This window comes from Agrobacterium sp. fls2-241-TYG-188a (assembly GCF_030209845.1).
The window spans coordinates 1,163,413-1,176,411 of record NZ_JARVRD010000001.1; the positions used below are offsets into that span (position 1 = coordinate 1,163,413).

Here is a 12,999-nt window from a genome sequence, read left to right on the forward strand (position 1 = left end):
GGCTGTTACCATGACCGAAATACGATCGGATACGCTGGTCCTTTTTGGAGCCACAGGCGATCTCGCTTACAAGAAGATATTTCCGGCGCTCTACGCGCTGGTGCAGAGAGGCATGTTGAATGAGCCGATAATCGGTATCGCATTCGACGACTGGGATATCGAAAAACTCACCGCGCGTGCAAGGGAAGGCATTAGCCGGGCGGTTGGCACCGTCGATGAGGCGGTGTTCGCCAGGCTGGCATCCCTTTTGCGCTATGTGAGCGGCGATTACCGGGATCAGTCGACCTTCGACAAATTGAAGGAAGCCATCGGCGATGGCAGGCATCCTCTCTACTATCTCGCCATTCCGCCCAGCATGTTCGAGCCCGTCATCCAGGGTCTTGAGCAATCCGGCGGTGCTGCGGGCGCGCGGCTGATGGTGGAAAAGCCATTCGGCCGCGATTTGCAATCCGCCCGCTGGCTGAACCGGGTGTTGCACATCGTCTTTGAGGAGAAGTCGATATTCCGGATCGACCATTATCTCGGCAAGGAGGCGATCCAGAACCTGCTGTATTTCCGCTTCGCAAACTCGTTTCTCGAACCCATCTGGAACCGCGACCATGTCGAGAGTGTCCAGATAACCATGGCGGAAGACTTTGGTGTTCAGGGCCGCGGACGCTTCTACGACGAAGTCGGATGCATTCGCGACGTCATCCAGAACCACCTCCTGAACATCCTGTTGCTGCTGGCGATGGAGCCGCCCTCGGGACGCTCCGCAGACGACCTTATCGATGAAAAGGTTCAGGTCCTCAAAGCTGTCCGCACATTGAAGGACGAGGACGTGGTCCGGGGGCAATTCGAGGGCTATCTCTCAGAGCCGGGCGTAGCGCCAGAATCATCGGTGGAAACATTTGCTGCGGTGCGATTTTACGTCGATACATGGCGCTGGAAGGATGTACCGTTCTTCATCCGCGCGGGAAAGAACCTTCCGGTTCATGCAACGGAAGTGGTCGTCCGCCTGAAACCGCCGCCGCTCAACGTGTTCGATGACATTGCGCCGCAGGACGCCAACTATATCCGCTTTCGCATCGCGCCAGAAGTTTCCGTCGCAATCGGAGCACGGCGCAAAGCGGCTGGCGATGCCATGACGGGTGAAAAGATCGAACTTTGCGCCGTCGATGACGATCAGGGAGATATGGAGCCCTATGAGCGCCTGATCAGCGACGCAATGAACGGCAATACCCAACTCTTCACGCGCCAGGATGCAAGCGAAATTGCCTGGCGCATCGTAGAGCCCGTTCTGGACAACAAGTCTGCTCCCGCTACTTACGCACCCGGCACATGGGGACCGGGCGACGAGATGGCTGGCTTTGGTCCACCAAATGGCTGGATCAATCCGGAAACATAGTCGCGATCTCTTATGCGCCTTCAGGAAGGCTGGAGGCCTTGGCTTTGTCGCCACTTGCTCCAGCCTTCAGCCAGCGCTTCAGCCGCTTTTGAACAGGCTGATCAAAATAGACCGTGAGACTCCAGGAGAGCAGAACAGTGACAACGATAAAGACCGAACCGGCATAGATCGCAAATTCTGGCTCTGTGAGTGCGGGAAAGAGGAAAACGGTCCAGGCGAGAAGCGGAATATGAAGCACGTAAACGGCATAGGATGCCGTTCCCAGAAAATCCGATAGTCTGGCGACCCATGGCCCCGGCGCAATTGCGCAGCAGATGGAAAGCAGGAGTGGCCAGCCCAGAAGAACGAAGAGCAGATCATAGTAGGGCCGAATGTCGTCTTCGATGGGGACGGAAAGCACGCAAGCGACAATGATAAGGCAAAGCGTGGCGAGGAGTGGTCGTACCTCCATCGCCACCCGTCTGTAGCGGTAGATCAGGACACCGGCAAAAAACGAGAAAACACCCGTCCCATTCCCGCATACATCTCGTGCCAGCGAAATCCGAGATGAAGCTTGCCCGAGTGAAATGCGGCAAAGATCAAAACGACAGCGCTGGCCCCCAAAACAACTGCGATGCCTTTCGTACCGGCACGCGCGCCCTTGATCGCATAGGCAAGATTGACCACCAGTTCGTTAAAGAGAGACCAAGCCGGACTGATGAGGAACAAGGCGCCATTCAGCGTCAACGTGAAAGGAGCAGGCAGGAACATAACGCCCGTCAATAGTGCGAAAGCCAGCTCTGCGAGGCTGATCTTGCGGTGCAGATCATCGATGGGCGTCGGCAGGTCCAGATAATAGAGTGTTGCGAAAAACAGCGCCATAGATAGCAGCGCGATAGCATAGAGCGGATAAAGCCGCAGAAATCGCGCCTTCATGAAGGCGAAGGGCGTGACACTGCGCCCGGCAAGTTTTTCGCCATAGGCGTGAGCAAGCACGAAACCGCTAAGTGCGAAGAAAAGATCGACCGCCAGATAGCTCGACGCCTCCGGCCGACCGAAAAACGCTTCGGCGTGGCGGTGGACGATGGCCACCGCAGCGATGCCCCTGACGCCATCAAGCAGGACAAAACGTTGCGGGGCGTCGATCTGGGTCATCTCACATCCTGTAGGCAGAAAGTCAGTGCCTGAAACGCATTCAGGCACTCCCGGTTCACATTACAGGTAAGATGGCGTCAACGCACTTGCCGAGCGTAGCATGGAGCTAGTTCTGGCCATCGGATTTTGTCTGCTGGCCTTTTGCGTCCGCCTTCATGTTTTTCATCGTGGCAACGTCGGCCACAACAGCTGCCGACTCGGTCTGCAGAACGTCCTTTGCGTTTTTCCGGGCGTTTTCGATGGCGAGGTTGGCGCTGATGCTGCGTTCGTTGGCCTGCAACCCATCATCCTGCTCCGGCACAGCTCCCGCGCCATCTTGCTGACGGGCTTTCAAACGTGCCGCAGTGGCCTCCATCTCGCTTCGACGCTTGGCTTCATTGAGAGAGATTGTCCGCTTCTCCCGCTGTGCCTTCAGGTCTGCAACATCTTCGACGAAGCGCTGGAAGTCGCGATCATTTTTGGTACGCGCCTCATGCAGACTTCTAAGCTGCGGCAGAAACTCGGCTATGTGGCCATCATGGACGAATTTCGCAGGCTTGATCTGTGTCCATGGCAAGGCGTTGTCGTAGCTTGATTCACCAAGTGCCTTGGGGTCGGAAAAACCTGGCAGGCTGATATCCGGCGTTACGCCACGCAGCTGTGTCGTGCCGCCATCAACCCGGAAAAACTGCGCGATCGTCAGCTTCAGCTGCCCGAGTTCCGGTTTGTTGTTTCCTGCCGCGCGATCAAGATCGACAACTGTCTGGACGGTGCCCTTGCCGAAGCTCGGTTCGCCCAGGACAACACCGCGACCATAGTCCTGAATTGCCGCCGCGAAGATTTCCGAGGCAGATGCCGAGCCCCGATTGATGAGCACTCCAACCGGACCCTTCCACACGGGCGCCGACAGATCGTCGCTTTCCACCTTGATCGTGCCTTGAGCGTCGCGTTGCTGGACAACAGGGCCTTTCCCGATAAACAGACCGGTCAACTCGATCGCTTCGGAGAGCGATCCACCGCCATTGTCGCGCAGGTCGATCAGGACACCATCAACCTTGTCCTGCTTGAGTTCGCCAAGGAGTTTGGAAACATCGCGGCTGGCGCTTCGGTAATCCTTGTCGCCCTTACGTCGCGCGTCGAAATCCTCGTAGAAGGTTGGCAACGTGATGACGCCAATCTTGCGAGTAACATCGCCTTCCGTCACAGGCACGACGGTCTTTTTCGCAGCCTGCTTTTCGAGGCTGACCTTGTCGCGGACGAGGCTGATGACGCGGTGACCGGCGCTGTCGCCAGCGTCGGCAGGCAGGATGTCGAGACGAACGACGGAACCCGTCGCACCACGGATCAATTGCACCACTTCGTCCAGTCGCGTTCCAACGACTTCCTTGATGGCGCCATCTTCCCCCTGACCGACACCGATGATGCGGTCGCCCACGGCGAGCTTGCCGGAGAGTTGTGCCGGGCCACCGCCGACCAGTTCGCGAATGGTCGTATAACCATCGCGTTCCTGCAGCACGGCACCGATCCCGACGAGCGAAAGCTTCATCGAAATATCGAATTCAGCCGATGCCGATACGCCGAAATAATCCGTATGCGGATCCACCGCCGTCGTGTAGGCGGCCATGAAAGACTGGAAGACGTCATCGCTCTTGTAAGGATAGACGCGGTCCAGAATGTTTTTGTACCGCTTGTCCAATGTCTCGCGGATGGATGCATCGGCCTGACCGGCGAGTTTCAGACGCAGCCAGTCATTCTTCACGCGCTTGCGCCAAAGCTCATGGCTTTGCTGCTCGGTCTGGGCCCATGGCGCGTCTTCCCGCGTGATCGGGTAATCCTCATCCACGGTGAAGTCGAAATTCTCTTTCAGGAGGCTTCGCGCATAGCTCATGCGCTCCACGACTCGCTTTGTGTAGACGTTGAAAATGTCGAACGGGATTTCCAGGTCTTCGCTGGCAATCGCATCATCAATATTGGTGCTGTCTTTCATGAAATTGTCGATGTCGGCCTGCATGAACAACATGCGGTCGGGATCCAGCGATTTAATGAATTTGTTCATGACAGTGGCTGACAGCGCGTCATCCAGCGCCACCGGCTTGTAGGCGTATCGTTCCAGAAACTGCGCGCTGAGATTGGCCGCTTGCGCCTGACTTGGCACGGGCTCCAGCTTAGGTGGAGGCGCGGCCTCCTGAGAATAGGCGGGTAGTGCAACAGATAAGAGCAGACCGAAAACAAAATACTTAACGCGCATCCCGCATTATTCCCAATTATTGTGCTTTGAAGCTCTTAACCCATTTGAGTAGGGAATTGCGATCTTTTAAGAACCCAATCCCCAGATCGTGATTTGATGAAGCAAAAACGGTGCTGCTGGCAGCACCGTTTTGAGTAGGCTCAATGCTGGTCAGTGCTTTGAAATATCCGAAGCTCCAGCATCGGTAAGCGCTTTCTCGACGTCAGCCAGTTGGCGCTCACTCACGTCGACCGACACCTCGATATCGCCCTCCAGAGCGGCATCGTCACGCGCTTCCAACCCTTGAGAAACATCGCCGCCCGCCGCCTGCGTACCGGCGGTGTTCAACGCGTTCGCAGACTGGATGAAAACGTCGGCTCGAGGGATGTCGTGCTGTTGAACGAGATGCTCCACCGCAAGTTCAACAGCTTCACGTGTAGAAAACCGCGCGCGAACGCTCATCGTCTTGTCGTCTTCCATTCTTCTCTCCTTTGTAGGTTCACAAGAAGAACTCACAAGTCCAGGCGATGTTGCGGAAGGTGTTCTATTTCTTTGAAGGACTGACTGCCTATGGCTCGTTGAAAGCTGACACACGTAAGGCAACGGTCTTGCCTGAAATGTCGGACCTGAAGACCATTCCGCCCTTGGCATGGGAACGCCCGGGGACATAATCCAGAACGGTTTCTGCAGTTTCCACGACCTCATCACCCTCTTTCAGTTCGCCTAAAACCCTGACCTGTGAAGCGGTGACGCTTGCCTTGTTGGTGATGTCAAATGCGATTTGATAGCCGCCGCTGCGCTGTTCCATTCCTGTTACGGCTGCAGAGAGATCCGGTACGAGATCCTTGTCCGTGAAGGCATCCTTGGCGATTATTCCGATGAGAACAACGACAAGAATGGCCGAAATCATCCCTGTCAGCCATTCTATCCAATGGGGATGCTTCGCTTCGATATTCTTGCCGTCAGCGTTTTTGGTCATGATGTCCTCATAATATGAGACGCGCGGCGGCAGCGCCCACGGCACCGGGAAAGCCCAGGATGACGACTGCCATCAGCGCCTGGGTCACTCCGAGGTCATCGATGCGGTGGAAGGTCCACAGACAATAGGCGCTGATCAAGGCAGCAATGACATAACCCGGAAGCGTGAAACGCACCAGGGCGTGCCAGCCCGGCGTCCCCTGCGCGAGGTCGTGGCTTCCGCGAAACGACAGCGCGTAGACAAATCCGTGCATCACAGCCAATGACGCCAGTATGATAAAAATGCCGTGCCATGGTGTCATCTTGACGGACACAAGCAGCATTTCTTCCGTGGGCGCCACGTTGAGACCGAGAAACAAAGCGCCGACCGCCATCAAGAACAATTCGGAAAAGTAGCTGCTCTCGCTTTTCTGAACAGGATCCTGATCTTCATTTTCACTATCATCGTCCTGGCTTTGACCGCCCAACTGGCTTCTGCCGAGCATGGCGCCGATGCTTGCCGGCACCGCTTGCAGAGCGACCATTCCCGCGATTTCATGTAGGGATTGATCATAACGCAACACGCCCATACCCGCCAAGATGAGCGCGCTGGAAACGATCCCGAGCGCATAGGCGATGGCCGCGTCGCGCACGGCATCGCGCCAGGTAGAGGTCTTCTCGAAGCCGACCTTATGCGCAAGCAATATCAAAAGCGGTATATTGAGGGTGAGGAGCAGGAGAAGTCGGCTTCTCGACATGTAGACGCCCAGCTCCCACATTTCCATCGTCATCAGCATTGGCAGCGCGAACAGAAGAGCGCCGCCCGCACCTCGAGCGATGCCGATCAAGAACTTCCGCCTGTCGAAAGACCCATCCATGGCCACACGCCCCTCCCCTGGTTAGCCCAATCCGTGGCTGGATTAGCCACGCACCTTTGGCAACTCGGCACGTATGCTGTTCAAGTCGGGAGTTTGTACCTGTCGGTAGCGGGCCTCAACGAAATTATACACGCCAAAAGCAGCGAGTCCGATTGCGACAATAAGATAGAGAACTCCGCCCATGGGAAGGCCGCGGACCCACGTCAAAGCGTCGCTCATACTACCTGCCTGATCTGGATTTACGGTGAATGCAGCGTAGCAGAAGAAAACGCCGACAATCGCAAACACGACGCCGCGTGAAACCAGACCGTACACGCAGACGAGCGTCAGGGCGTGGCTCTGGCCAACATTGAGATATTTCTCGAAGCGGCGCGTTACACCTTTGAAAGCCGTAACAGCACCGCCCACAACGAAGCCAAGACCGATCGCGCCGGCGAGGTACCGTCCGAAAGGCTGAGACATTGCCCAAGCCGCAAGGCTGGCCTCTCCGCCGCCGCTGCCCTGCCCTGTGCTATAACCGAGAGCGTGTGATACTGCATATAGGGCCAGACCCGCATAGGTCACGGCGCTTCCAAAAAGAGCCGCCCTGATAATGTAACCCTTGGCGTCAGGTTTCTGATTGTCTGCATTACCAATCGATTGGGCAAGACGCCAGAAAACGAACCCCGCGAGCCCGAGCCCAACCAGCACCAGCCATATCTGTCCAAACGGCTGGTTGAGGATCGCATCGAGAGCAGATTTCGAATCTGTGCTCCCGCCACCCAAACCGGAAAAAAGAGCAAGGCCCGCAATGAGAATGAAAACAATCCCACGCGCGCCATAGCCAGCCCTTGCGAGCAATTCAAACTTGTCGGACCCCATGCGTCTCTCCCTTTCGCCTTCAAACGAGTTGTGACGAAAAGGGTTCCGATCGAGCACTTAGCGGTCCTTTATTCGCCGTGGTCTCGGCCTGTCAGGCCGCACCGGCCGGATCGCCAATGGGCAGAAGCGCCGGGTTGAGGGTAGGATCATTAGGGTTCTTCGTATCGCCGGGGTCATTAATCGGCGGAACAGGTGGCTTTTCCTGTACGCGATCTGGGATGCCTGGGGTGCCGGTCGGGCCACGCGGTGTTTCAGCAGGGTTGCCGGGCTGGGGATTGATAATGGACATTGTCATCTCCTCTGTATCAAAGAGCAAACGACTGAGCACCCGGGCGGTTCCCGGTTTGCTCGATACAGGCGGAACTCTTTACTGCGCTCTTGGCCATTGGCTGCGCATGCAGCCGCAACACGGTCGTATCAAATCCGTGCTGCGTGCTTGCGCTCTGCCTCGGCCTCCGGTGCGAGCGGAGGGGATGGACGGCTTGCCAGTTCGCGGGAATCGGCTTCACTCATGCCAGCCATGCACAGAAGCCGCACCAGCGCCTCATCTATCGCTTTCGGTGGAAGATGGCCCTTCGTGATGGCGAGAGAGACACCGACGATGCTGAAACAGGACATCCGCCAGGTAAGCTCAGGGTCGGGGTTGGAGAAACGCCCCGCAGCCGTTGCATTTCGCAGGTCGCGGATCGCGAAAGGACCCATTCGCTGGAATGTGGCGTTCGCGATAACCTCGGAGCGATGCAGCAATTGGCGCCATCTCATATCGCCTGTCGCGGTTTCCAGTACAGTCCGCATACCATAGGCATAGACCTGAGCCGGATCGGAAAAGCCGTTTGTAACCTCTTCAATCCGCCGCGCGAGCTGTTCCATGACGAGCTCGAGAACCGCGATTGCCAGTTCTTCTTTCGATTTGAAATAGTTGTAGATTGTGCCTGAAGCGACGTCCGCACGCTCGGAAATTTCCAGCATGGTCGCGGCGTCGATACCTTTTTCCGATATCACCTCATGACCCGCCTTCAACAGGGCGTCTCGATTTCGGCGCTGGCGACGGGCAACCCGCCCTTCAGTGTCTGTGGTCTTCACGTGAGTCTCCATGGCAGGGGACTTTATATAAGGCTGAAGAGCATTCAACCGTGAAATAGTCTCAAGCCTGAATTTTGCAAGAGATATGCTGCTTTGCCCTGCCAGGCAGAGGTTTTAACCGCATCACTCATATAAGCCAAACCTTAATAATGAGAGCAAAGCATTAATGAGATATTTTCTTTATTGAACACCATTCATTTTTGACGTAATGTCATTTTGCTTTTGTCAAGCAAGGAGAGAGGCTTGGCAATCTGGCAGATGACGAGGGAGCGTTGTCGGGGGGACCGCAGATAACATGAGGAATTCAGGGAAGTGATGAGCTTGCCCTGCGGCGCTCGGCGTCCTGATTTCCACGGTTACACTGTCAACACATCCGATCAGCGAACCGAAGTCCTTACGCCAGTTGCCGCGTCATAGCAGGAGGGATCATGACGTCTCGGAACAATTCACATCAACACGGCGCGGACAATTTCGATGCGGACGTCGCAATCGTCGGCGGGGGCCCCGTCGGCACGTTTCTCGCCATCCTGCTGGGCAAGGCTGGCAAGAAAGTTACGCTGGTCGAACGCTGGAGCCAGGCCTATGGCCGCCCGCGCGCGGTAACCTATGACCACGAAATTGCGCGAATTCTGGCAAGCCTTGGCATCGATTCCGAGAATGACGAGGCCATCAATTATCACGACGAACTCTATTACTGGAAAAACGCGGAGCGCGAGAACATTCACATTGTTGACTGGCAGAGCCTGTCGGCATCCGGTTGGCGCGTTCGCTACTGGTTCAACCAGCCAGAACTCGAAACGCGATTGACCAATATCGCGGCTCAGTATCCTTCCATCACGAGGATTACAGGCTTTGAGGCCATCGAGCTTCAGCAGGACAGCGACTCCGTTACACTCTCAATCAAGCGCAACCCGCTGGAGGATCAGCAAAGCTCGGAAAGCCGCCAGATCCGCGCGCGCTACCTTGTTGGAGCCGACGGCGCAAACAGCATGGTGCGTCAGTCGCTCGGCATCGAGAATGAAGACAAGGGCTACTTCTTCGACTGGCTCATTCTCGACATGTTGCCCAAGTTTGATTACGTAGCCTCCCGCCCGGGCGAACCGGCGCAGTGGCAGCTCTGCGATCCGAAGCGGCCGACAACTGTTGTGCCGGGCGGTCCCGGTCCGGTCCCCGGTGGTCCAAGACGGCGTCGCTGGGAATATATGGTCCTTCCGAACGAGGACCCCACCGAACTCGCAAAGCCCGACAATGCCTGGGAGCTGTTGAAGCCTTGGGGCCTGACACCGGAAAATGCCGAGCTGGAGCGCAGCGCGGTCTATCGTTTCCAGGCCCGCTGGGCAACGGTCTGGAACAAGGGACGCTGTGCGCTCGCGGGTGACGCTGCGCATCTGATGCCGCCTTTTGCTGGCGAAGGCCTGTGTGCGGGCATTCGCGACGCGCTTGCACTCGGCTGGCGCCTGAACGCCATTCTGGAAGGCCGTGTCCAGCCGGACATCCTCGACAGCTATTCGTCGGAGCGTATCGAGCACGCCAAATACTACATCAATTTCAGCCAGGAACTGGGCAGCATTATCTGCATCGCCGATCCTGCGCAGGCTGCAGAACGCGATGAGCGCATGAAGCGTGACCTCGTGGAGCGCAATGGAAAGCCGGTTGCCACCGACGTATGCCAGCTGGGGCCAGGCATCTGGTGTCCCGAAACGGCCCATGCGGGAGAGCTTTCCGTACAAGGCGTTGTCGAGGCAAACGGCAAGCGTGATCGGTTCGACCAGGCCGTCGGCTTCGGCTGGATGGTGGTTGGCCTCGATGCCGATCCGGCTCACGCGCTTTCCCTCGAGCAAAAGCGGTCTCTCGACCTTATCGCCGGGCACACGGTTCGTATCGGCTCGATGGGAACAGACAGCGAGGTCGTTGACGTCGAGGGAACCTACGCCCGCTGGCTGAACGGCATCGGCGCAACCTACGTGATCCTGCGGCCCGATTTCTATGTCGCTGCGACAGCCAGTTCGCCGGAAGATCTTCGTCGTCGCTTTGACGAGGTGGTTTCCCATCTTCACCTGACGGAATTGTCCGAACAGGCTGCGGCCTGAACGGCCAGAAACGGGTACCCTTGATGGATATGTCATCCTTCATCTACTCTGCCAGCCCTGCCCGCATCCTTTTTGGGTGCGGGAGCCGCACCAAACTGGCAGACGAAATTTCGAGACTGGGGCGACGCCGCGCCCTCGTGCTGGCGACGCCATTTCAGAAAGCGGATGCCGAGAAGTTGGCCTCTTCGCTTGGAGATCTTTCGGCAGGCGTTTTTGCAAAAGCCGTGATGCACACGCCGGTCGATGTGACGTCCCAGGCTTTGCTGGCCTATGAAACCTCCGGGGCTGATTGCGTCGTTTCGCTCGGCGGGGGCTCGACGATCGGGCTCGGCAAGGCGATTGCGCGTCGCAATGGCAGCGACCAGATCGTGATCGCAACCACATATGCCGGCTCGGAGGTCACCAACATCGTCGGTGAGACCGAGAACGGCCTCAAAACCACGGTGCGCGGCCCGGAAATACTGCCAGAAACGGTCATATACGATCCGGAGCTGACCTGCGGCCTGCCCGTTGCGATGAGCGTTACCAGTGGCCTCAATGCCATGGCTCATGCGGTAGAAGCTCTCTATGCGCCGGATCGCAACCCGGTGACGAGCATGATGGCGATGGAAGGCATCAGGGCCCTGAGTAGCGCCCTTCCCGACATCGTAAAAACACCGGATAATCTCGATGCGCGCTCAAAAGCACTTTATGGCTCCTGGCTGTGCGGCAGCGTTCTGGGCATGGTCTCGATGGCCCTGCACCACAAGCTTTGCCATACGATTGGCGGCAGCTTCGACATGCCCCATGCTGAAACCCATTCCGTCCTTTTGCCGCACACAACCGCCTATACCGAGCAGGCAGCGCCGGAGCTTTTGAAGCCGGTTGCCGACCTTTTCGGCAAGCCATCGGCCGGTGTCGGGCTTTTCGACTTTGCCGCCAGCCTTGGCGCGCCGCTCAGCCTTTCCAGCCTTGGCTTTTCCGAAGCCAACATTGAAAGGGCTGCGGAATTGGCACTGGTGAACACCTATTACAATCCACGGCCAATCGAGCTGGACGGCATCAAGACCTTGATCCGCACGGCTTGGGAGGGGACCAGGCCGCTATAATTTCATCATCTATTCTGTGGGAGGAAACGAGATGCTGACCAGACGTACTCTATTGCAGGCGACGGCCGCAACGGCCGCCAGTTTTGCCATGCCCGCCCGGGCAAGCAACACGACAATCAAGATCGGCTATGTGTCGCCACAAAGCGGCCCGCTCTCGGCCTTTTCGCAGGCCGATGCGTACATGGTCTCGCGTTTTCTGGAGTCGACCAAAGCGTCCGGCCTCGATATCGAGGTCGTAGTCAAGGATAGCCAGTCCAACCCCAACCGGGCGGCGGAAGTGGCAAAGGAACTGATCAGCCGCGACGAGGTCAATCTGATCCTTGTCGCCTCGACGCCTGAGACGACCAATCCGGTCTGCAGCGTGGCTGAATCGGAAGAAATTCCCGTCATTTCGTCCGTCGCGCCTTGGCAGCCATGGTTCATCGGTCAGCAGGGAAATCCGCTCGATGCCAGTGGCTGGAAGCCGTTCGACTTCGTCTACCATTTCTTCTGGGGGCTTGAAGACAATGTCTCCGTGTTCCTGAACATGTGGGAAAGCTTGAACACCAACAAGCAGGTCGGTGCGCTTTGGCCAAATGACGGCGATGGCAATGCCTGGGCTTCGGATGTGGGAATGCCGCCAGCTCTCGGCAAACCCGGCTACAAGCTGACCGATACCGGCCGCTACCAGAACCTGACGGACGATTTCTCCGCACAGATTAATGCTTTCAAGCAAGCCAATTGCGAGATTGTAACGGGTATTCCCATTCCTCCGGACTTCACCACCTTCTGGACGCAGGCCGCTCAGCAGGGATACAAGCCAAAAATCGCCTCCATTGCCAAAGCCCTGCTTTTCCCCGAAAGCATCGTCGCCCTTGGTGATCGCGGTCACAACCTGTCGGCGGAGGTCTACTGGTCGCCCAAGTTCCCGTTCAAGTCATCGCTGACGGGAGAAAGCTGTGACGATCTCGCAGCGGCGTTTTCCGCAGCTTCGAAGCGGCAGTGGACCCAGCCGGTCGGCTTTACGCATGCCCTTTTCGAGATCGCTGCCGATGTGCTGAAGAGGGCCTCTGACCCCACTGACAGCGAGGCTTTGGTCGAGGCAATCGGCGCTACAAATCTCAACACTGTCGTTGGCAATATCGGCTGGGGCAAGGACAACGTGCCGCCTTTCGCCCGGAAGAATGTTGCAAAGACACCACTGGTGGGAGGCCAATGGCGCCGCCAGACAGATGGCACCTTCGATCTCGTCATCGTCGACAATTCAAGGGCACCGGAAATCCCAACGGGCGGCAAGCTTGAAGCACTGAACTGAACCGACGGCATCCCGGCCTCG

At 57.3% G+C, this 12,999-nt stretch carries 13 protein-coding genes; 4 read left to right on the forward strand and 9 right to left on the reverse strand.

Annotation, left to right across the window (positions count from 1 at the left end; genetic code table 11):
* Nucleotides 1–10 precede the first annotated feature (10 nt).
* Entirely contained in the window at nt 11–1,387 is a 1,377-nt protein-coding gene (zwf, locus tag QRN85_RS05000; RefSeq protein WP_284757044.1) for a glucose-6-phosphate dehydrogenase, read from the forward strand.
* Nucleotides 1,388–1,397: 10 nt separating this feature from the next.
* On the opposite strand, the gene QRN85_RS05005 is transcribed toward zwf, so the two are convergent.
* The 9 genes from QRN85_RS05005 to QRN85_RS05045 form a co-directional block, all read right to left on the reverse strand.
* On the reverse strand, nt 1,398–1,838 hold the full coding sequence (locus QRN85_RS05005) for an acyltransferase family protein (protein WP_284757043.1): 441 nt from the start codon (nt 1,836–1,838) through the stop codon (nt 1,398–1,400).
* 23 nt (nt 1,839–1,861) lie between these two features.
* A complete protein-coding gene (locus QRN85_RS05010) occupies nt 1,862–2,521 on the reverse strand; it encodes an acyltransferase family protein (protein WP_284757042.1) in 660 nt (219 codons plus the stop codon).
* 106 nt (nt 2,522–2,627) lie between these two features.
* Entirely contained in the window at nt 2,628–4,748 is a 2,121-nt protein-coding gene (locus QRN85_RS05015; protein WP_284757041.1) for a carboxy terminal-processing peptidase, read from the reverse strand.
* A gap of 150 nt (nt 4,749–4,898) precedes the next feature.
* A complete protein-coding gene (locus QRN85_RS05020; protein ID WP_284757040.1) occupies nt 4,899–5,207 on the reverse strand; it encodes a hypothetical protein in 309 nt (102 codons plus the stop codon).
* 88 nt (nt 5,208–5,295) lie between these two features.
* The gene (locus tag QRN85_RS05025; protein WP_284757039.1) at nt 5,296–5,706 is read right to left on the reverse strand and encodes a TIGR02588 family protein; all 411 of its coding nucleotides are present in this window, start codon (nt 5,704–5,706) and stop codon (nt 5,296–5,298) included.
* A gap of 7 nt (nt 5,707–5,713) precedes the next feature.
* On the reverse strand, nt 5,714–6,562 hold the full coding sequence (locus tag QRN85_RS05030; protein WP_284757038.1) for a TIGR02587 family membrane protein: 849 nt from the start codon (nt 6,560–6,562) through the stop codon (nt 5,714–5,716).
* Nucleotides 6,563–6,604: 42 nt separating this feature from the next.
* On the reverse strand, nt 6,605–7,423 hold the full coding sequence (locus tag QRN85_RS05035) for a DUF1206 domain-containing protein (protein ID WP_284757037.1): 819 nt from the start codon (nt 7,421–7,423) through the stop codon (nt 6,605–6,607).
* A 91-nt stretch (nt 7,424–7,514) separates the two neighbouring features.
* The gene (locus tag QRN85_RS05040; RefSeq protein WP_062588269.1) at nt 7,515–7,712 is read right to left on the reverse strand and encodes a hypothetical protein; all 198 of its coding nucleotides are present in this window, start codon (nt 7,710–7,712) and stop codon (nt 7,515–7,517) included.
* Between the two features lie 128 nt (nt 7,713–7,840).
* Nucleotides 7,841–8,506 carry a TetR/AcrR family transcriptional regulator gene (locus tag QRN85_RS05045; RefSeq protein WP_284757036.1) on the reverse strand — a complete coding sequence of 222 codons (666 nt, stop codon included), beginning with the start codon at nt 8,504–8,506 and terminating at the stop codon, nt 7,841–7,843.
* A gap of 428 nt (nt 8,507–8,934) precedes the next feature.
* On the opposite strand from QRN85_RS05045, the gene mhpA reads away from it, so the two are divergent.
* From mhpA to QRN85_RS05060, 3 genes are read left to right on the forward strand one after another with little or no spacing between them, the layout of a single operon-like run.
* Nucleotides 8,935–10,596: a bifunctional 3-(3-hydroxy-phenyl)propionate/3-hydroxycinnamic acid hydroxylase MhpA gene (mhpA, locus tag QRN85_RS05050; protein ID WP_284757035.1), complete on the forward strand. Its 1,662-nt coding sequence runs from the start codon at nt 8,935–8,937 to the stop codon at nt 10,594–10,596.
* Between the two features lie 29 nt (nt 10,597–10,625).
* A complete protein-coding gene (locus QRN85_RS05055) occupies nt 10,626–11,684 on the forward strand; it encodes a maleylacetate reductase (protein ID WP_284757241.1) in 1,059 nt (352 codons plus the stop codon).
* A gap of 31 nt (nt 11,685–11,715) precedes the next feature.
* Nucleotides 11,716–12,978 (forward strand): ABC transporter substrate-binding protein, encoded by a 1,263-nt coding sequence (locus QRN85_RS05060; RefSeq protein ID WP_113091913.1) that lies wholly within the window; start codon nt 11,716–11,718, stop codon nt 12,976–12,978.
* Nucleotides 12,979–12,999: the final 21 nt, after the last annotated feature.